18 protein-coding genes, 1 tRNA gene and 1 pseudogene are annotated in these 17,806 nt (G+C 67.0%); 11 read left to right on the forward strand and 9 right to left on the reverse strand.

Annotated features, from left to right (window positions below; translation table 11 throughout):
• The first annotated feature begins 107 nt into the window (after positions 1 to 107).
• From mltG to ACZ75I_RS04595, 5 genes are all read left to right on the forward strand, one after another.
• On the forward strand, positions 108 to 1,169 hold the full coding sequence (gene mltG / locus ACZ75I_RS04575; RefSeq protein WP_180869507.1) for an endolytic transglycosylase MltG: 1,062 nt from the start codon (positions 108 to 110) through the stop codon (positions 1,167 to 1,169).
• Positions 1,166 to 1,831, forward strand: coding sequence for a dTMP kinase (gene tmk, locus ACZ75I_RS04580; RefSeq protein ID WP_134968121.1), 666 nt, complete (start codon positions 1,166 to 1,168; stop codon positions 1,829 to 1,831). The genes mltG and tmk overlap by 4 nt, the downstream gene beginning before the upstream one ends.
• Positions 1,828 to 2,784, forward strand: a complete 957-nt coding sequence (locus ACZ75I_RS04585) for a DNA polymerase III subunit delta' (protein ID WP_180869505.1) — start codon at positions 1,828 to 1,830, stop codon at positions 2,782 to 2,784. Before tmk ends, ACZ75I_RS04585 begins: the two co-directional genes overlap by 4 nt.
• Positions 2,781 to 3,134: a PilZ domain-containing protein gene (locus tag ACZ75I_RS04590; protein WP_004146965.1), complete on the forward strand. Its 354-nt coding sequence runs from the start codon at positions 2,781 to 2,783 to the stop codon at positions 3,132 to 3,134. Before ACZ75I_RS04585 ends, ACZ75I_RS04590 begins: the two co-directional genes overlap by 4 nt.
• Before the next feature lie 175 nt (positions 3,135 to 3,309).
• A tRNA-Val gene (locus ACZ75I_RS04595) sits at positions 3,310 to 3,384 on the forward strand.
• An 85-nt stretch (positions 3,385 to 3,469) separates the two neighbouring features.
• Here ACZ75I_RS04595 and ACZ75I_RS04600 read toward each other — a convergent pair.
• Both ACZ75I_RS04600 and ACZ75I_RS04605 read right to left on the reverse strand, forming a co-directional pair.
• Positions 3,470 to 4,033 carry a hypothetical protein gene (locus ACZ75I_RS04600; RefSeq protein WP_061480694.1) on the reverse strand — a complete coding sequence of 188 codons (564 nt, stop codon included), beginning with the start codon at positions 4,031 to 4,033 and terminating at the stop codon, positions 3,470 to 3,472.
• Between the two features lie 52 nt (positions 4,034 to 4,085).
• Positions 4,086 to 4,493: a hypothetical protein gene (locus ACZ75I_RS04605; protein ID WP_061480693.1), complete on the reverse strand. Its 408-nt coding sequence runs from the start codon at positions 4,491 to 4,493 to the stop codon at positions 4,086 to 4,088.
• Positions 4,494 to 5,059: 566 nt separating this feature from the next.
• On the opposite strand from ACZ75I_RS04605, the gene ACZ75I_RS04610 reads away from it, so the two are divergent.
• Positions 5,060 to 5,440 carry a tautomerase family protein gene (locus ACZ75I_RS04610; RefSeq protein ID WP_021202620.1) on the forward strand — a complete coding sequence of 127 codons (381 nt, stop codon included), beginning with the start codon at positions 5,060 to 5,062 and terminating at the stop codon, positions 5,438 to 5,440.
• A 33-nt stretch (positions 5,441 to 5,473) separates the two neighbouring features.
• Here ACZ75I_RS04610 and ACZ75I_RS04615 read toward each other — a convergent pair whose 3' ends face one another.
• Together ACZ75I_RS04615 and ACZ75I_RS04620 are read right to left on the reverse strand one after the other, a co-directional pair.
• The gene (locus tag ACZ75I_RS04615; RefSeq protein WP_154350323.1) at positions 5,474 to 6,571 is read right to left on the reverse strand and encodes an XVIPCD domain-containing protein; all 1,098 of its coding nucleotides are present in this window, start codon (positions 6,569 to 6,571) and stop codon (positions 5,474 to 5,476) included.
• Between the two features lie 32 nt (positions 6,572 to 6,603).
• Positions 6,604 to 7,182: a hypothetical protein gene (locus tag ACZ75I_RS04620; protein WP_472958755.1), complete on the reverse strand. Its 579-nt coding sequence runs from the start codon at positions 7,180 to 7,182 to the stop codon at positions 6,604 to 6,606.
• A 241-nt stretch (positions 7,183 to 7,423) separates the two neighbouring features.
• Between ACZ75I_RS04620 and ACZ75I_RS04625 the strand changes: the two genes are divergently transcribed.
• From ACZ75I_RS04625 to ACZ75I_RS04635, 3 genes are all read left to right on the forward strand, one after another.
• Positions 7,424 to 7,819 (forward strand): DUF2946 family protein, encoded by a 396-nt coding sequence (locus ACZ75I_RS04625; protein WP_472958756.1) that lies wholly within the window; start codon positions 7,424 to 7,426, stop codon positions 7,817 to 7,819.
• A gap of 128 nt (positions 7,820 to 7,947) precedes the next feature.
• Complete coding sequence (locus ACZ75I_RS04630; RefSeq protein WP_472958757.1) at positions 7,948 to 10,086, forward strand: TonB-dependent receptor; 2,139 nt, start codon at positions 7,948 to 7,950, stop codon at positions 10,084 to 10,086.
• A gap of 11 nt (positions 10,087 to 10,097) precedes the next feature.
• On the forward strand, positions 10,098 to 11,603 hold the full coding sequence (locus ACZ75I_RS04635) for a PepSY domain-containing protein (RefSeq protein ID WP_472958758.1): 1,506 nt from the start codon (positions 10,098 to 10,100) through the stop codon (positions 11,601 to 11,603).
• Between the two features lie 9 nt (positions 11,604 to 11,612).
• On the opposite strand, the gene ACZ75I_RS04640 is transcribed toward ACZ75I_RS04635, so the two are convergent.
• Positions 11,613 to 12,746 (reverse strand): MFS transporter, encoded by a 1,134-nt coding sequence (locus ACZ75I_RS04640; RefSeq protein ID WP_472958759.1) that lies wholly within the window; start codon positions 12,744 to 12,746, stop codon positions 11,613 to 11,615.
• Positions 12,747 to 12,757: 11 nt separating this feature from the next.
• Positions 12,758 to 13,534 (reverse strand): DeoR/GlpR family DNA-binding transcription regulator, encoded by a 777-nt coding sequence (locus ACZ75I_RS04645; RefSeq protein WP_061479764.1) that lies wholly within the window; start codon positions 13,532 to 13,534, stop codon positions 12,758 to 12,760.
• 159 nt (positions 13,535 to 13,693) lie between these two features.
• Between ACZ75I_RS04645 and smqnr the strand changes: the two genes are divergently transcribed.
• Complete coding sequence (gene smqnr / locus ACZ75I_RS04650; RefSeq protein ID WP_472958760.1) at positions 13,694 to 14,341, forward strand: SmQnr family pentapeptide repeat protein; 648 nt, start codon at positions 13,694 to 13,696, stop codon at positions 14,339 to 14,341.
• A 3-nt stretch (positions 14,342 to 14,344) separates the two neighbouring features.
• Here the strand turns inward: smqnr and ACZ75I_RS04655 are convergent, their stop codons facing one another.
• Both ACZ75I_RS04655 and ACZ75I_RS04660 read right to left on the reverse strand, forming a co-directional pair.
• Entirely contained in the window at positions 14,345 to 15,019 is a 675-nt protein-coding gene (locus ACZ75I_RS04655; RefSeq protein WP_180869486.1) for a class I SAM-dependent methyltransferase, read from the reverse strand.
• A gap of 87 nt (positions 15,020 to 15,106) precedes the next feature.
• On the reverse strand, positions 15,107 to 15,805 hold the full coding sequence (locus ACZ75I_RS04660; RefSeq protein ID WP_472958761.1) for a glutathione S-transferase family protein: 699 nt from the start codon (positions 15,803 to 15,805) through the stop codon (positions 15,107 to 15,109).
• Positions 15,806 to 15,920: 115 nt separating this feature from the next.
• Here ACZ75I_RS04660 and ACZ75I_RS04665 point away from each other — a divergent pair, with 115 nt between their 5' ends.
• Complete coding sequence (locus ACZ75I_RS04665) at positions 15,921 to 16,850, forward strand: LysR substrate-binding domain-containing protein (protein ID WP_180869484.1); 930 nt, start codon at positions 15,921 to 15,923, stop codon at positions 16,848 to 16,850.
• A gap of 25 nt (positions 16,851 to 16,875) precedes the next feature.
• Here the strand turns inward: ACZ75I_RS04665 and ACZ75I_RS04670 are convergent.
• A pseudogene (locus ACZ75I_RS04670) lies at positions 16,876 to 17,800 on the reverse strand (LysR family transcriptional regulator).
• Positions 17,801 to 17,806 lie beyond the last annotated feature (6 nt).

Below are 17,806 nucleotides of genomic sequence, written 5' to 3' on the forward strand. Positions count from 1 at the left end.
TTGTGGTGGGTGCCGACCGTTGGTCGGCACGCAGGCGCCACCCCGGTCATGACCCCAATCCATCGGCACGGTATCCTGCACGACGGAATCGAGTTCAGAGGTAGTCCATGGCGGGAGCCAAGCGCGGGTGTCTGTTCATGGTAACGCTGGTGGTGGTGCTGGCCGCCGTCGTGGCCGGCGCGGGCGCGTGGTTCTTCTACCAGCAGACCCGCTTCGCCGATGCCCCGATAACCCCGACCGCCGAGAGCGTGGTCATCGCCAGCGGCGATGGCATGAACAGCGTGCTGCGTAAGCTGCGCGATGCCGGCGTGGACGAGGGCCAGGACGCCCAGTGGCAGCTGCTGGCGCGCCAACTCGATGCGGCCGGCAAACTGAAGGTGGGCGAGTACGCGCTCAGTGGCGAGCTGACCCCGCGCGAGCTGCTGCTGCGCATGCGCGCCGGCAAGGTGCTGCAGCACCGGGTCACGATTGTCGAGGGCTGGAACATCCGCCAGCTGCGTGCCGCGCTCAAGCGCGCCGAGCCGCTGCTGCACACCACCGACACGCTTGATGACGCCGCGCTGATGCAGCGCCTCGGCTTCGGTGGCCAGCATCCGGAAGGCCGCTTCCTGCCGGAGACCTACGTCTACCAGCGCGGCGACAGCGATCTGGACGTGCTCAAGCGCGCCCACGCCGCAATGGAAAAGGCGCTGGACGAGGCCTGGGAAAGCCGCGCGCCGGACCTGCCGATCAACACGCCGTACGAACTGCTGACGCTGGCCTCGATCATCGAAAAGGAAACCGCGCTGGCCAGCGAGCGCCCGCAGATTGCCGGGGTGTTCATGCGCCGCCTGAAGATCGGCATGCGCCTGCAGACCGACCCGACCGTGATCTACGGCCTCGGTGCTGCGTATGACGGCAACATCCGCCGTCGCGACCTGACCACCGACACCCCCTACAACACCTATACCCGTGCCGGCCTGACCCCGACCCCGATCGCCATGCCCAGCCGTGACGCGCTGATGGCGGCCGCGCAACCCGCGGCGGGCGATGCGCTGTACTTCGTCGCCGTGGGCGATGGCAGCGGCGCGCACGTGTTCTCGCCCAGCCTGGACCAGCACAACGCCGCCGTGGCGCGCTACCTGCAACAGCTGCGCCAGCAACGTACCCAGGAGACCCCGGCGCAATGAGTCCCGCGCTGCTTCGCCACCCGCGTTTCGTCAGCCTGGAAGGCGGCGAGGGCGCGGGCAAGACCACCGCCATCAATGCCATCCGTGAGTGCCTGCGCAGCCACGGCCACGAGGTGGTGCTGACCCGTGAACCGGGCGGCACGCCACTGGCCGAGCGCATCCGCGGCCTGGTGCTGAAACCCGATGCCGAGATCGCCGCCGAACCGCTCAGCGCCGAAGCCGAGCTGCTGCTGGTATTCGCCGCGCGCGCGCAGCACGTGCGCCAGGTGATCCAGCCGGCGCTGCAGCGCGGCGCCTACGTGCTGAGCGATCGTTTCACTGATTCCAGCTACGCCTACCAGGGCGGTGGCCGCGGCTTGGATCCGCAGTGGATTGCCGACCTGGAGCGCCGCGCGGTCGGCCTGCTGCCGGGCCTGACCCTGCTGCTGGACGTGGACGTGGCCGTCGGCCGCGCGCGCGCCAACGGTCGCGACCTGTGGCCGGACCGCATCGAGAGCGAGCAGGACGATTTCTTCCAGCGCGTGCGCGAAGTGTTCCGCAGCCGTGCGCAGCAGGACCCGCAGCGCTTTGCGTTGATCGACGCCGGCCAGGTGCAGGAACGCGTGGCCGCCGACGTGGTCGCGCGTGTCGAGCGCTGGCTGCAGGACGGGGAGGGCGCATGAATACCTTTTCACCGTGGCAGCAGCGCGCGTTCGACCAGACCGTGGCCGCGCTCGACGCCGGTCGCCTCGGTCATGGCCTGCTGATCTGCGGCCCGGCCGGGCTGGGCAAGCATGAGGTGGCGCTGGCGCTGGCCGACCACGTGCTGGCGCAGGGCGATGCAGCCCACGCAACGCGCACGCGCCAGCTGATCGCAGCGGGTACACACCCGGACCTGCAGCTGGTCAGCTTCATTCCGAACAAGAGCGGCGACAAGCTGCGTACCGAGATCGTCATCGAGCAGGTGCGCGAGATCACCGACAAGCTGGCGCTGACCCCGCAGTACGGCGTGGCGCAGGTGGTGATCGTCGACCCGGCCGATGCGATCAACCGCTCGGCGGCCAACGCGCTGCTGAAGACCCTGGAAGAGCCGCAGCCCGGCCGCTACCTGTGGCTGATCAGCAGCGACCCGGCACGCCTGCCGCAGACCATCCGCAGCCGTTGCCAGCGCCTGGAGTTCAAGCTGCCGCCGCAGCACGAAGCGCTGGCCTGGCTGCAGCAGCAGGGCCATAGCGAGGCATCGGCGCGCGAAGCGCTGGAGGCCGCGCGCGGCCATCCCGGCCAGGCCGACAACTGGCTGCGCGAAGACGGCCTGAGCCTGCGCCGCGAAGTCGGTCGAGATCTGGAACAGCTGGCCGCCGGCAAGACCGGCGCGGTGGAGCTGGCGCAGAAGTGGTGCGGTGACGACAACGCGGCGCTGCGCCTGCGCTTTGCTGCCGACCTGGCGCTGGCCCAGGCCAGCACCGATGCCTTGACCACGCCGGAGCGATTGCACAAGCTTGCAGCCTGGTTCGATGCGGCCAACCGCACCCGCGACCTGCTGCGCACCACGGTGCGTGCAGACCTTGCGGTGGTCGAGTTGCTGCTGGCCTGGAACAAGGTGAACGAGCGGCCTGCCGCAAGGGGAAATCGATGAGTGCCAGCAACGCCCGCCAGGGCATCCTGTCCCTGGCCGTGAAGGACAAAGCCGCGCTGTACAGCGCGTACATGCCGTTCGTGAAGAATGGCGGCATCTTCGTGCCCACGCCCAAGCGCTACTTCCTGGGCGACGAGGTGTTCCTGCTGCTGACCCTGCCCGATTCCAGCGAGCGCCTGCCGGTGGCGGGCAAGGTGATCTGGGTGACCCCGGCCGGCGCGCAGGGCAACCGCACCGCCGGCATCGGCGTGCAGCTGGCCGACGGTGCCGAAGGCGAGGGCGTGCGCCACAAGATCGAGACCCTGCTGGCCGGCCTGACCAGCTCGGACAAGCCGACCCATACGATGTGATTCCGGTAGCGCCGGGCTGGGCTCGGCTGCATGCCCCGAAACGCCTGTGAACCCGCTGTTCTGTAGAGCCGAGCCATGCTCGGCTGCGCACCCCGAAAACACCCGTGAACACGAATGTGAAAAAGTGTTGACGGCCTCTGAAAAGCCCCTATAATGAGCGGCTCAGCAACACACCGGGCGGTTAGCTCAGCGGTAGAGCATTGCCTTCACACGGCAAGGGTCACAGGTTCGATCCCTGTACCGCCCACCATGTTGCAGAACGAAAGAAGCCTCCAGAAATGGGGGCTTTTTTGTTACCAGCGATCCAGCAAGATCAGCTGGAAGCACACGCCCTTTCAGCCGTGCCGCTCCAGCAGCTCGCGCGCGATCATCGCCGTGGCATCCAGCAGGTCATGGCCGCTACCCGCCTGCACCACCACTGCAAGCAGACCACGGCCCACCTCGGCATTGCCGCTGGTCAGCTCCATCTCGCCTTCAAAGCACAGATCGGCCAACCATTCATGAGCCTGTTGCAGCCCGCGCTTGCGGACGCGGCGGAACTCCGCGAGCAGCTTCGCTTGGCCGGCCTCCTGCTCGCCATCGGCCAGCAGGCCGATGGCACCGCCGTGCGCTGCGCGCCAGAGGGCCGGTAGCGGGCGACCGTTCGCGTCCACCACGTCCGGCGAGAACTGCGCGCAGTACATTTCGTAGCGCTTGCCCGCTGTGCTGCGGGGCACGATGCCGGCTTCGGCCAGCAGGCGTTCGGCTTCATCCAGTGTGCTGAACTTCAAGCGCAGCAGTGCAGGGCGGCTCAGCTGTTGTGCCAGCGCGTGCTGGTTGGCCGCGAACCAGACGTTCCAGCCCACGGTTGCACGGCCTTCCAGTGCGGCCTTGAAGTACTCCAGGTGTTCGGCGTCCATTGCGGTCTCCTGCGCTCCCTGCGCGATTGTAGCGGGAGCGTATCCGGGCCGGTCAGGCGTCGCCGCCGGAGAGGCAATGATGTGCCTCGCGCACCAGTTGTCGTGCGGCCACGATCAGTCCGTCGATATGGAAGGCGCCCAACTGTTCGTCCGGGCCGCCTTCGTTGCGCGCATGGTCCGCGGCCTGCAGCAGATCGAGCAATGCGCCGAGCCCAGACAGCGAGCGGCGCAACGAAGCGTGATTGCTGGCGCCCAGGGTGAGGCTGATGCACGGCTGTCCGTCATCACCGTCGGCCTGGTTGATCGCATTGAGACGGGCGAAGAACGTGGCCGACTGCGCCGGCAGGTTCTGTTCGTTCAGTGCGCACTCGATCTCGCGTGCGAGGTCTTCGGGCACATCGGCGGCGACGTCGCCGATCAGGGTGTGCAGGCGGGGATGGATGGCGGTGCGGTTGGTCATGGCGAAACCCTCACTGGCGTAGGGCCACCTTCCGGAGTGAAGGTGGCGGACGGTGCGGGTTGGCGTACCAAGGCAAACGAACTCCCATCGAGAAGAAGGCCTGGCGGATCTGTCGATCCCCACGCACCGGCCGCCATTGAAGGCAATCGGTGCATTCTCTCTGCTGCGACGTAAACCGCAGCGATGGGTGTTCATTCGTTTATTCGAGACGCCAATCCCGGCCAAGGCGTCTTGCCTCGGCGCGGCGATCTTCAAGCCGGGCAATCACATCGGTCTGTAAGGAAAATTCTCAACTGTCCCTAGGCAGGCCAGACGTTTCCCGTTGTGTGTCGTCCGACACCTGCAAGTAGTGCGGCCCATCACTGATGGCGCGCATCGCCGCCCCTGCCGACCGTGCACATGACGACTCCGGAGGGATGCCACCATGGCAATCGCGTCATCCCGCGCGGCGGAGGCGGGACCATGCCACGCATGGAGCCAGAAGGTTCCATTCCTGCGCTATCCCACCGCCCCGGGCAGGCGTAGTCTCAGCCCGTTGCCGTGCCCATCCACTCTGGAGTGCCACCATGCCGCTCGCCCGCATCGATCTTCGCAAAGGTAAATCCGCCGACTACCTGCAACGCGTCGGCGACACCATCTACCAGGCCATGCGCGCGGTGGGCGTGCCGGAAAACGATCGCTTCCAGATATTCCAGGAACACGCGCCCGGCACGCTGATCTACGATCCCGGCTACCTGGGCGTGGACCGCACCGACGACTTCATCTGCATCCAGATCACCTGGAACGAAGGGCGCACGCTCGAGCAGAAAAAGGCGCTGTACGCCGGCATCGCCGATGGGCTGCATGCGGCGGTGGGCATCCGCCGCGAGGATGTGTTCATCAATCTGGTGGAGGTGAAGAAGGAGAACTGGTCGTTTGGTAATGGACAGGCGCAGTACGTGAGTTGATGCGGAACGGTGTCAGCGCCTGATGCGGCTGGGTCAGGCCATGCGCGGCGACGCCTGCTGTTGTGCCTGTTGCTCGTCCTGCGCCAGCCGGCTTTCGTCGCGGGATTGCTGCTGCACATTGGCCTGCTGATACAGCGTATCCGCGTCGCCCTGCTGCGTATCGAGCAGGGACAGGCGCTGGCGATTGGCGGCAGGGTCCGGCGAGGCGGTGTCGCCGCTGCGATGCAGGAATACGTAGGCGGGTGCCTCGGAGGTGCTGTTTGAACTGAATGCCACCTGCAGCGTGTCCTTTTCGCTGAAGCCGGCCTGCACCGCCGCGTGGGTCAGATGGCCGGCCAGTCGTTCGTGCTCCTGTCCGGGGGGCAGCCCCTGCTGTTCGCTGGCCTGGGCGAGTGCGGTACGCACTTTCTGGTCCAAGGCATGAAGGCTGTGCCCCGGTGCGCGCGCGTCCGCAGCCAGGCGCTCGCCGATGCGACCATCGACGTTATCGACTTCGCTGAGCAGGTGCTGCTTCAGGGTGCGCTCGGGCAGGGGATGAGTGGTGGTGCGGTTGAGTTCGCTGTTGGGGAAAGGGGGCTCAATACTGTCCACGCCATGGATGTTGCGCAGCGGACGATAGCCGTCTTTGCCTTGTGACTGGACGCCCAGCGGAATGCGGACGTCTGGCAGCAATTGGCCCACAGGGCCGCCGATGCTGTTCACGTCCAGGCTGTGCTTGCGCTGGATGCCGGCATGATTCAATGCGCCCCAGGTGAAGTCCACACAGTTGTGGCGCACGTCGGCATAGTGCTTGCTGAAGCCGTGCGCCACTGGATCGTCGCCGAACGCCTTGAGCTTGTTGTACTGGGCTTCGGTGATTTCGATGGTACGGACATGGGCGGGGTCCTTATAGACTTTCACGTCGTCTCTGACGATGCGCCCGGGACCATTCATGCTGCCATGCTCGACGGGTGCGAAGCCGAAACTCTGCGCCGCTTTACCTGGAGCGTGCAGAACATAGAACATGTGGCCTGGCCCGGAAGTATCAGGAATGCCATCGGGCGTCAGCTGCTGCTTTCCCGAATCGGGATCGAGCAGTGGGGTGCCGGGTGCGGCAATGACAATGTCCAGGCTGTAGCGGGGCTTGTTCATGGAAACTCCTTCGTTCCTTCGAATGGATGGTGTCACTTCCCTGCGGGACGCGAGGCGCGCACGACTAGCCTTGCCGAATAGTCGTGCAGCCCCGGTATGGCATGGACCGTTTGAATCTGCAGCCGATATCTGCTGCCGAGCTCCAGCGGCAGCGCTGTCACGTTCAGGAGGTAGCTGCCGTCGCTGCCTGATGCCAGCGAGGCATAGCGCCAGTTCTCAGAGTGATGCCACGAGGGGAGCGGCTCAACACCGTTGCGCGCGCGAGCCTGATAGCGGTCCTGTGTTGCAATCTCCTGCCAGGTAGTGCCTTCCCGACGCTGCAGGGATACTTCGAATGGGATGTTGATACTTGCTATATCGGGCGTGCCCGTTGTGGCTGGGCTTCGCCGCTGCAGTTCCAGTTCCACCGCATAAGTGCGGTAGCTGGCAAAATTGCGCGCCGTGGTTTCGAACTCGAACTGCACCTGCTGGCCGGGCGCGTCCACGGCGATGGGCTGTGAGAGTTTCAGAGGCTCTGGCGGTGGAGGCGGCCCCTTGTCGGCGCAGGCGGCAAGCAGCGCGGTCAGGCCGAGCAGGCTGATGCGCTGCCGGTGTGTGATGCGGGCGGTCATGCGGATTCCTCTGGCTCCTTGCCGTGGCCAATTGAACCCTAACGTTGGCGAGGCAGAGCCCGCAAGCGCAGGGACCGCGGTGTGGTGCATTCACATGTCGCCGCGCGAGGCGGGCCCCTGCGTCACCGTGTCGCAGGGGGCAAACCCTGAACGGGGTCCAAGGTTGACCGTAGCCCCGTAGAATGGCGGCGTGCGTCGTTCTGCTCTCCACCGCCGGTTCCAGGTCCTGGCATGGCTTGCCATGCTGCTGGTGCTGCTCGCCCCGCTGGTGAGCCGCTGGCTGGCGCATGGTCACGTGCCTGCCGCTGCGCCGGTGGCCGCCATGGACCACGCGATGCACGCAGAGCATGCGCAGCACGCGATGGAAGGGCACCATGACCATCACGCGATGGCGATGCCGCACGACGAATCGACGCCGAAGCCGGCTGTCGATCCACATGCCGATCATGAGATGGGCGTGGACTGCGATTACTGCCTGATTGCAGCGCGGTTGATCACCCTGTTGGTGGCGGCATTGCTGCTGTTGGCGCCGATGGCACCGGTGTGCCGCGCGTTGCGCGGTGCGGTGCAGACGTTGCCGCAACGGATCAGCGGCACATTGGGAGCGCGTGGGCCGCCGGCTTTCATGGCCGCCTGAGCCGCACGCGCGTTGCACTGATCGTTTTTCCATGAGGTTGCCGGCCACGGCCGGCGCCCGCACGCGCGTGTTTGTCCCTTTCTGATTGCTGCCCTGCCATTGCGGGTGGCCTTGCATGCCGTGAAAAAATGAAAACGAACCCCAACGCCGCGTACCTGCGCCGGGCGACGCTGCCTGTCGCTTGCGCGTTGCTGCTGCACTCCGCTTCTGCCCTTGCCGCCGACGCGGCACCCCCGACCACGCTGGATACCGTGCGGGTGGTCGATACCCGCAGCGGCGAGCTGTCCTCCACCGCCAGCGCCGGCTCTGCATTGGGCCTGAGCGTGCTGCAGACGCCGGCGAGCCTGACCGTGATTTCGCGCGAGCAACTGGAGCAGCGCGGCGACAGCAACCTCAACGATGCGATCAGCCGGGCGGGTGCGATCAGTGCGATGCCGCACCCGGGCAATGGCCTGAGTGCGCTGTCCAGTCGCGGCTTCACGGACGGTGCCTCGGTGATGCGGCTGTACGACGGGCTGCGCCAGTACGGCGGCGTGGGCATCACCTTCCCGTTCGATACCTGGTCGATCGAGCGCATCGAAGTGCTGCGCGGCCCGGCCTCGGTCATCCATGGCGACGGGGCGATTGGCGGCGTGATCAATATCGTGCCGAAGAAGCCCTCGCGCGGTGCCATCGAAAACGAGATCAGCATGACCGTGGGCAGCGAGGACACCGCGCGGCTGGGCTTCGGCAGTGGTGGCGCGCTGACGCCCGGGCTGGCCTACCGGCTGGATGTGAGTGGCAACTACAGCGGTGGCTGGGTCGACCGTGGCCGCAACAACGATGCGACGTTCTCCGGTGCGTTGCTGTGGCAGGCTCGCCCGGACCTGCAGCTGACGCTCACCCATGCGCAGGGCTACCAGCAGCCGATGCGCTACTTCGGCACGCCGCTGGTCGAGGGCCGCCAGCTGGAGGCGCTGCGCCACCGCAACTACAACGTGGACGACAGCGAGATCCGCTTCCGCGACCGCTGGACCCAGCTCGACGCGCTGTGGACACCGAACGCGAACGTGGAATGGCGAACCCGCGTCTACCAGATCGACAGCCAGCGTGATTGGCGCAATGCCGAGGCCTATGTCTACAACCGCGCTACCGGCTTGATCGATCGCTCGGGCAATACCGAGATCACCCACAACCAGGACCAGACCGGACTGACCTCGACGCTGCGCGTGCAGGGAACGGCGGGTGGCCTGCAGAACAGTTTTGCCGTGGGCCTGGACGCGAACCGCGCGCACTTCAAGCACACCAACAACACCTATGCCGGCAGCTCGGGCCCGGTCGATCCGTCCGATCCGGTGCCGGGCCAGTTCGCCAGCGATGCGCCGAACCTGCCGCGCTACCGCAACCGTGCCGGGCAGTACGCGCTGTTCGTGGAGGACCGGCTGGCGCTGAGCGAGCGCTGGTCGGTGCTGGGTGGGCTGCGCCACGACCGCGCGCGCATTGATCGTACCGATCTGATCAGGGGCCAGAACGCGTTCTCGAAAACCTACAGTAGCACCGGCTGGCGCGCAGGCACGGTATTTGCGCGGCAGCCGACGCTGAGCCTGTATGCGCAGTACTCGCAGGCGGCGGACCCGGTCAGTGGCCTGTTGATGATCAGCCCGGCCAACGGTGCCTTCGACCTGGCCAAGGGCCGGCAGATCGAGGTGGGCCTGAAGCAGGCCTTCGACGGTGGCGAGTGGACGCTGGCGGCGTACCGCATCCGCAAGACCGGGCTGCTCAGCCGCGATCCGCTGGTGCCGGATCGCCGCGTGCAGGTGGGCGCGCAGACCTCGCGCGGTATTGAAGCGTCGTTGACCTGGAATGTCGCGCCGCACTGGACGCTGGATGCCAACGCGACGGTGCTGACGGCCGAATTCGAGGACTTCCTGGAAACCACGGGTTCGCCGGCGGTGCTGGTATCGCGTGATGGCAACGTGCCGCCGAACGTAGCCGAGCGCCTGGCCAGTGTGTGGCTGGGCTGGCAGTTCGCACCGGACTGGAATGCGGCGGGTGGCGTTCGCTACGTCGGCAAGCGCTATGCTGACAACGCCAATACACTGGAGCTGCCCGGTTACAGCACCACCGATCTGGCACTGACCTGGCAGGCGGCACCGCGCACGCGGCTGTCCGCGCGGTTGTTCAACGTGTTCGACAAGGCGTACTACGCCACCGCGTACTACACCAGCACCCAGTGGCTGCTGGGGGCGGACCGGCGCGTCGAATTCACCGTCGACCATCGCTTCTGAGGGCGCTGGCGATGACGTTGCGTTCCACCGCCAAGCGCTGGACCTACCTGGTGCATCGCTGGCTGGGCATCGGCGGATGCCTGCTGATGCTGCTGTGGTTCGTCAGCGGCATGGTGATGCTGTTCATTGGTTACCCGAAGCTGACGCCCGGCGAGCGGCTGGCGGCGTTGCCGGTGCTGGGTGAGGCCCGCGACCTGCAGGGGCTGTCTGTACTGCCTGCCGCCGTGCAGGCCGAGCCGGAGGCTGTGGCATTGACCACGCTGCGTGGCGAGCCGGCGTATGTGGTGCGAAGTGGCAGCAACGTGGGCGCCTGGTCTGCCGTGACCGGCCAGGCCCTGCTGCCGGTGTCGGCACAGCGCGCCGAAGCATCCGCTGCACAGTTCGCCGGAGGCCCGGCCTTTGTGGGTGCGATGCGCGTGGAGGAGGACCGCTGGACGCATTCGCGCGCATTGGATGTGCATCGACCGCTCTATCGCGTCGAGGTGGGCGGCGCGCAGCCGGGCGACCTGTACGTGTCCTCGCGTACCGGCGAAGTGGTGCTGGACGCCCCGCATGTGCAGCAGCGCTGGAACTATGTGGGCGCCTGGCTGCACTGGCTGTACTTCCTGCGCATGCAGTCGGTCGACCCGGTGTGGACGTGGGTGGTGATCGTGCTGTCCGCAATGTGCACGGTGGCGGCGATCAGCGGCATCGTGGTGGGAGTGTGGCGCTGGCGTTTCCGTGGGCACTATCGTTCCGGTGCGAAGACGCCGTACGTGGAGTCGTGGATGCGCTGGCACCATCTGATCGGATTGTGTGCCGCGGCCTTCGTGTTCACCTGGATTTTCAGCGGCCTGATGTCGATGAATCCATTGGGCGTCTTCAGCAGCACGCATGCTGCGATCGACGGTGGGCGCTATCGTGGCGGCGCGGTGGCGGTGGATGGCGTGTTGGGTGAGCCGGCAAAGCTTCTGGCGGTGGCCGATGCCGAGCGCTTCCGGCCGGTGGAGATCCAGTGGCGACGGATCGGTGGTGAGCTGTTCGCGGTGCTGCTGGACGGGCAGGGCGAGACCCGCATCGTGTCCGGCAGCGACGAGCATCTGCAGGTTGCGCACTTGCTGCCGGCCGCGTGGCTGCAGCAGAAGGCGCGGGCGCTGTCCGCTGCGCCCATGCAGGGCTTCGTGGTGCAGCAGACAGCGGATGCCTACTTCTATCCGCGTGCACCGGAAGCCATGAACGGCGCAGCAGTGCGCCGCTTCCCGGTGGCCGTGGTGGACTTCGGTGATGCCGAAGCGACGCGCGTCTATCTCGATCTGGCTACGGGCGATCCGTTGCTGACGATGGGGCATCGCGAGCGGGTGGGGCGCTGGTTGTTCTACTTCCTGCACAGCTGGGATCTGCCGGCGATGCTGCGCCAGGAAGGTGCCCGGCTGGCGGTGTTGCTGCTGCTGAGCGCTGCCGGCACCGCGCTGTGTGCCACGGCGACGGTGATCGGCTACCGGCGCGTGCGGATGAAGCTGCGCCGCAGGCGGAGTTGATGCGCCGCGCTACACCCGCAGCCAACGCGTGGACATCGCCACCAGCAACAAGGCCGTGGCCACGCAGATGAACGCGGCGATCAGGCCGAAGTGGTTGGCAGCAAAGCCGATCAGCGCCGGTCCGGCAAGGATGCCGGCAAAGCCGAGCGTGGACACGGCAGTGATGGCCAGCGCGCCGGGCATGCGGGTCTGGTGGCCGGCCAGCGAGAACAGTGCGGGTGCGATGTTGGCGCAGCCGAGGCCGACCAGCACATAGCCGAGCAGTGATGCCTGCCACGGCGTGACCAGGGTCAGCACCAGCACGCCCGCGGCGGCAAGCAACGCGCCGAACACGATCGCGCGCTGGCGGCCCACGCGTGCCACCAGTGCATCGCCGAACAGGCGCGCGACGGTCATGGTCAGGGTGAAGGTCACATAGCCGATGCCGGCAAGACTTCCATCGACGCGGCGCACGTCGCTGAGAAACACCGCGCTCCAGTCGAGCATCGCACCTTCGCCGAGGAACGCGACGAACGCCAGCACGCCGATGAACAGCACGATGCCGTGTGGCAGGGCCAGCATCGGTGTGTCGTGCGGCATCCGTTCGCTGTGCCAGTACGACGCCGACAGCAGCATCACCAGCAGCATGGCGCCAACGCCGATCAGCACGGACGCCAAGGGAGGCAGGTAAGCAGACAGCAGCACGGTCATGGTGGCCGCGCCGAGGAAGCCGCCGATGCTGAAGAACGCATGGAAGCCGGACATCATCACGCGCCGTGCGTCGCGCTCGACGATGACGGCCTGTACGTTCATCGTGCAGTCCATTGCACCCACGGCGGCACCGAACACGAACAGCACGAGGCCCAGCGTCCAGGCCGAACCGGCCAGCGCCAGGCCGGGCACGGTCAGGCAGATCAGCAGGCTGCTGGCCACCATCACCCGCCGGCAACCGAGGCGCGCGGCGAGCACGCCGGACAACGGCATCGCCAGCAGCGAACCGGCACCGAGGCAGAGCAGCACCAGCCCCAGCGTGGCGTCGTTGATCCCGGTGCGCGCTTTGGCGAACGGCACCAGGGTGGCCCACAGCGCGGTGGCGAAGCCGGGAATGAAGAACGCAGCGCGGGTCGCGTGCTGTTCGGCACGCGCGCGGTTGGCAACGGACATGAGCGGTACGGTCAGGGCGGAGTGGGGTGTACCGCGATGCCTGCGGCGCGGAAGCGTGCCGCCAGCGCCGGCGGGGCCGAGGTGGTGAGCACCAGGTCGTCGATCTCGTCGAGGCTGGCAATCTGCCAGTTGCCGCGTGCACCGAGCTTTTCAGTAGTGGCGGCGACGATGACGCGGCTGCTGCACGCGACCATCGCGCGCTTCAGCGTGGCCTCTTCTGCATCCATTGCCCACACACCAGTATCGCCGTCCACCGCGCAGGGGCCGGGCAGGTACACGTCGGCGCGCAGGCGCTGCACCTGGGCCAGTGCTTCTGCGCCGACCGCACCGCCACCGCTGGCCAGGCGGCCGCCGATCAGCTGCACCGAGGTGCCTTCAAGCATGCTGGCGGCCGTGGCGATCTGTGGCGCATTGGTGATCACCATCAGCCCGAGCGCGGGCGGCAGCTGCTGGGCGATCGCCAGGTTGGTTGAACCGGCGTCGAGCAGTACGACCTGCCCGGGTTGCAGAAGCGCGCACACGCGTGCGGCCAGCTCGGCCTTGTCGCCGCGGTCGCGGGTCAGGCGCTCGCGCAGCGGGCGCTCCTTTGGCGGCGGCAGCACGGCGCCGCCGTAGACACGCTGGCACAGGCCCTGTGCGGCCAGTTCGCGCAGGTCGCGGCGGATCGAATCTTCGGAGACGGCATAGCGGCGCGCCAGCTCGGCGGCGACCACGCGGCCCTGCTGGCGCAGTTCCTCCAGGATCTGTCGGGTGCGCTGGGCGGGGAGGGGGCTGGGATCGGAGCTCATGCTGCAAGTCTGCATCTTCGTGCATCAACGTGCAATAACGTGCATTTGACCCGTGTGGACACAGGTCAACTGGACTGCCGGTGAATCTGGCCGCGGCCGTGTCTGTGGATCGCCCCCGCGGCCCGGCATCATGGCGTGGCGTTTGGCAAGGAATCCACGATGTCCCCCACCGTTCACCGCAAGCTGCGCATCGGCGCGGACCAGTACACCGGCCAGAAAGTGGTCGACCAGCAGTTCCACGAGTGCGATTTTTCAGGCGTGGACCTGACCGCCACCGAGTTCATCGACTGCAGTTTCTACGATGCCGACAGCCGCGCCGGCTGCCGCTTCAATGGCGCCACATTGAAGGAGGCCAGCTTCCGCAGCTGCGACATCAGCATGTGCCACTTCAACTTCATCAAGGCGCTGGGCCTGGAGATCAGCGAGTGCCGCGCGCAGGGTGCGGATTTCAGCAACGCCAGCTTCATGAACCAGATCACCCCGCGCAGCTGGTTCTGCAGCGCCTTCATCAAGAAGTCGAACCTGCGCTATGCCAATTTCTCGCGGGTCACGCTGGAGAAGTGCGAACTGTGGGAGAACCGCTGGGACGGTGCAAACGTGAGCGGCGCCAGCTTCGCTGGCTCGGACCTGTCCGGTGGCCAGTTCGAGGGCATCGACTGGAACAGCGCCAACTTCACCGACTGCGACCTGACCCACTCGGAGCTGGGTGAGCTGGACCTGCGCAGCACCAATCTGCGTGGCGCCACGCTGGATGTCCAGCAGGTCGCGCTGTTGATGCAGCGCATCGGCATCACGGTGGTGCCGTAGGCATCAGCCGGCGTACGCCACCCAGCCCTTGAAGCTGAAGCCCGCATAGAACAGCTCCACGCCGTCGAAGCCGGCCTCCTGCAGCAGGGCGACCTCCTGTTCGGGGGCCAGCAGCGGCAGCCGCTCGGCAATGGCGTCGATCGCGCGCTGTGCATCGGCGTGGGCAACGCCCGAGGCTTCGGCGAACGCGGCGTAGCGCTGCAACCAGCGCAGCTTGCCGACCGGATCCTGCGGCACGCTGTGGTGGGACACCACCAGCGGCGCGCCGGGCTGCAGGCGCCTGTGCAGCTCGCGGAGCGTGTGCAGGCGCTGCCCGGCGTCGAGGAAGTGCAGGGTCAGCAGGCAGCTGGCACCATCGAAGCGCACGTCCGGTGCATCGTCGATGTAGCCTTCCAGCAGCTCAACGCGTGCGTTCAACGGGCCCAGTGTCTGCTCGGCCAGCGCGAGCATCGGCGCGGCCGGATCCACGCCCAGCAGCTGCCAGCCCGGTTGCGCCTCCGCAAAGGCCTTCAGCTCCAGCCCACCCCCGGCACCGAGTACCAGCACGCGGCCCTGCGCGGGAACGCGTTCGGCCAGCAGCAGGCGACTCATCTGCTGCAGGGCGAGGAAACCGGGCACCTGGCGCAGCGGTGCTTCGGCATAGCGGGCCACCGCCTGCGGGTCGGAGAACGTGGACATGCGTGGATTGCTGCGGCGGAGGACATATCACTGTAGCGCGGCGCGCAAGGGGCATTGCGCGCCGCTGCCGGACAGGCAGGGCAGGATTCAGGCCGCCGCGGCCTCAAGCACGTCTTCCAGCCGCACGTCGCCGAGGAAGCCGCCGCTGCTGGTAGCCGGCCGCTGTGCTTCGATGGCGTGGGCGAACTGCACGCCGGCGTCGTCCTGCAAGCGCTCGAACAGCTGCTGCACCCTGGGGAACTCGCGGCGATCGACCACCTGGTGGTAGTCGTTCCAGCGCGCGATGCCGGCGAAGTAGGCGTCGGCGAAGCTGCGCTGCTCGCCCAGCAGCCACGGGCCTGTGCTGAGCATCTGCTCCAGCGCCTGATGGGCCTGGCGCACCTTGGTGGTGCCATAGGCACGCAGCGCCTTGCCGTCATCGCCCTCGGCGTGTTCCAGCGCGTGCCAGAGCGGGGCGTAGGCACCGAAGAAGCTGGTGTTGAGATAGGCCAGCCGGTGGTTGAGGCGGTCGAAGCCGGAGGTGCCCTGTGCGAAGCCCAGCCCCTGCGCAACGCCCTTGGCGGCCAGGTGGTTGAGGATGGCCAGGCTCTCGCTGAGCAGTTCGCCCTGCGCGGTGCACAGAGTGGGGGTTTCGCCCAGTGGATTGAGGCGGCGATAGTCTTCGCCCTGCACCTGGCCGGGCATGTCGATACGGCACAGGTGATACGGCTGGCGCAGCCATTCCAGCGCGACGATGGAGCCGAACGAGCAGCCCGAGGGCACGCCGTAGAAGAGGATCGGGGTCATGGCAGGTTTCCGGTTCAAGCCGCGATGCGGCGGGTGAGGAAAGCGTGCCTGCGTGGACATTGCCCCGGAAGCGGTTCGAATGGCATCCTGAAGTCCACACCTGTGGACGTTGCGCATGCTCAACCTCAACGATCTGGCCCTGTTCGTGGCCGCAGTGGAGCAGGGCGGTTTTGCAGCAGGCGGACGCCATCTGGGCCTGCCGCGCTCGACGTTGAGCAAGCGCGTGGCGCTGCTGGAAGAACACCTCGAGGTACGGCTGCTGCAACGCAGTTCGCGGCGCTTCGCGCTGACCGAAGTCGGCCAGGCGTTCTTTGATCGCGCACGCGCGGCGTTGTCCGAGGTGGAGTCCGCCGAGGCCATTGTCCGTGACCGCCAGGCCGAACCGAGTGGCACCGTGCGCATCAGCGCTTCGATTCCGGTGGTGCAGGGCGAGCTCGCCGTGTGCCTGCCCCCGTTGGCCCGCCGCTATCCGCGGCTGCGCATCGAAGTTGAAGTGAGTGATCGTTTCGTCGACCTGGCGCAGGAAGGCATCGACATTGCCTTACGCAGCCACTTCGGTCCGCTGCCGGATTCCGGTTTGGTGCAGCGCTCGCTGAGTAGAGAACGCATCGTGCTGGTGGCGTCGCCTGGCTATCTGGCAGCCGCGCCAGCAGTGGATACGCCCGAGCAGCTACGCGCGCATGCCGGCCTGCTGACGGCGCGCCACGCAACGCGCTGGACACTGCACAGCGCCGACGCCCGCACCGTGCAGGTGGAACCGCAGGTGGCGCTGGTCGGCAATGAGTCGCAGCTTCTGGTCGCGGCGGCCGAAGCGGGCCTTGGCATCACGGTGTTGCCGCACAGCCTGTGTGCCGCAGCGATTGCGGCCGGCCGCCTGCAGCAGGTCCTGCCGGCGTGGCATGCCGGCGAAGTGACCACCAGCGTGCTGCTGCCGCATCGTCGTGGACAGTTGCCGGGCGTGCGCGCGGTGGTGGAAGCGCTGGTCGCGCATTACCAGCTCAACGCAGCGCCAGCGCCCAGGGAAAAAGGCGACGGAGGGGATTAGGTCGTTTCGGGCACAGTAGGGCCGATTACGACTTAATCCCCTCCGTCCCCTTTTTATGAGGCGTCCTGGAACAGGTTCGCGACGGCATAGTCGATGAACACCCGCAGGCGTGCACTGGGATGGCGCCCACCGGGCCATAGCAGCGAGAACTGCCCCTGGTGCGTAGGTAGTGTGGGCAACACCTGTTGCAGGCGGCCGTCGGCCAGCGCGTCGGCGGCGAGGAAGTCAGGCATCCAGGCCAGGCCCATGCAACCGATCGCAGCGGCCAGCACGGCTTCCATGTTGTTGCAGGTCATCGCCGTGGAAAGGCGCGCCCCGGCGTCGCCTTCGATGCCCGGCAGCTGCCACGGATGCAGTTTTCCGGTGGTGGGGTAACGGAAGCGCAGCGCGGTGTGCAGGCGCAGGTCGCCTACATCACCGGGAATGCCGTGCGCCTTCAGATACCCCGGTGCCGCACAGAGGATGAAACGAAAGCCGCCCAGTCGCCGTGCGGTCAGGCTGGAATCGGCCAGTTCGCCGCTGCGTATCACCGCGTCCAGCCCTTCGCTGACCACGTCGACGATGCGGTCATTGAACTCCAGTTCCAGCTGCACCTGGGGGTAGCGTTGCTGGAATCCGGGCAGCACCGGTAGAAGGAAACGGTAGCCGATGGTGGGCAGGCCAATGCGCAGCAGCCCACTGGGAGCGTGCTGTCGTTGCGCCAGGTCCGCCTGCGCTTCGGAAAGTTCATCCAGTGCGCGGCGGCAGCGCTGCAGCAGCAGTTCGCCTTCGTCGGTGAGGTGCACGCGGCGGGTGGTGCGCTGGAACAAACGGGTGCCCAGGTTCTGTTCAAGGCGGGCGATGCGCTTGCCTACCGCCGAGGCGGACAGGCCGAGTACGCGGGCGGCGCCGACGATGCTGCCCGCCTCTGCGGTTCGGACGAAGGCGAGCAGGGCAGAGATGGAGTCCATGACCGA

The sequence above is a fragment of the Stenotrophomonas sp. X genome, from assembly GCF_055721025.1.

Excerpts from the sequence above, each read along its gene's own strand:
- mltG (WP_180869507.1), top strand. The coding sequence starts at position 108 with ATGGCGGGAGCCAAGCGCGGGTGTCTGTTCATGGTAACGCTGGTGGTG.
- ACZ75I_RS04590 (WP_004146965.1), top strand. The coding sequence starts at position 2,781 with ATGAGTGCCAGCAACGCCCGCCAGGGCATCCTGTCCCTGGCCGTGAAG.
- ACZ75I_RS04605 (WP_061480693.1), bottom strand. The coding sequence starts at position 4,493 with ATGACCAACCGCACCGCCATCCATCCCCGCCTGCACACCCTGATCGGC.
- ACZ75I_RS04635 (WP_472958758.1), top strand. The coding sequence starts at position 10,098 with ATGACGTTGCGTTCCACCGCCAAGCGCTGGACCTACCTGGTGCATCGC.
- ACZ75I_RS04660 (WP_472958761.1), bottom strand. The coding sequence starts at position 15,805 with ATGACCCCGATCCTCTTCTACGGCGTGCCCTCGGGCTGCTCGTTCGGC.
- ACZ75I_RS04665 (WP_180869484.1), top strand. The coding sequence starts at position 15,921 with ATGCTCAACCTCAACGATCTGGCCCTGTTCGTGGCCGCAGTGGAGCAG.
- ACZ75I_RS04630 (WP_472958757.1), top strand. The coding sequence starts at position 7,948 with ATGAAAACGAACCCCAACGCCGCGTACCTGCGCCGGGCGACGCTGCCT.
- ACZ75I_RS04645 (WP_061479764.1), bottom strand. The coding sequence starts at position 13,534 with ATGAGCTCCGATCCCAGCCCCCTCCCCGCCCAGCGCACCCGACAGATC.
- ACZ75I_RS04585 (WP_180869505.1), top strand. The coding sequence starts at position 1,828 with ATGAATACCTTTTCACCGTGGCAGCAGCGCGCGTTCGACCAGACCGTG.
- ACZ75I_RS04640 (WP_472958759.1), bottom strand. The coding sequence starts at position 12,746 with ATGTCCGTTGCCAACCGCGCGCGTGCCGAACAGCACGCGACCCGCGCT.
- tmk (WP_134968121.1), top strand. The coding sequence starts at position 1,166 with ATGAGTCCCGCGCTGCTTCGCCACCCGCGTTTCGTCAGCCTGGAAGGC.
- ACZ75I_RS04620 (WP_472958755.1), bottom strand. The coding sequence starts at position 7,182 with ATGACCGCCCGCATCACACACCGGCAGCGCATCAGCCTGCTCGGCCTG.
- ACZ75I_RS04615 (WP_154350323.1), bottom strand. The coding sequence starts at position 6,571 with ATGAACAAGCCCCGCTACAGCCTGGACATTGTCATTGCCGCACCCGGC.
- ACZ75I_RS04600 (WP_061480694.1), bottom strand. The coding sequence starts at position 4,033 with ATGGACGCCGAACACCTGGAGTACTTCAAGGCCGCACTGGAAGGCCGT.
- ACZ75I_RS04625 (WP_472958756.1), top strand. The coding sequence starts at position 7,424 with ATGCTGCTGGTGCTGCTCGCCCCGCTGGTGAGCCGCTGGCTGGCGCAT.
- smqnr (WP_472958760.1), top strand. The coding sequence starts at position 13,694 with ATGTCCCCCACCGTTCACCGCAAGCTGCGCATCGGCGCGGACCAGTAC.
- ACZ75I_RS04610 (WP_021202620.1), top strand. The coding sequence starts at position 5,060 with ATGCCGCTCGCCCGCATCGATCTTCGCAAAGGTAAATCCGCCGACTAC.
- ACZ75I_RS04655 (WP_180869486.1), bottom strand. The coding sequence starts at position 15,019 with ATGTCCACGTTCTCCGACCCGCAGGCGGTGGCCCGCTATGCCGAAGCA.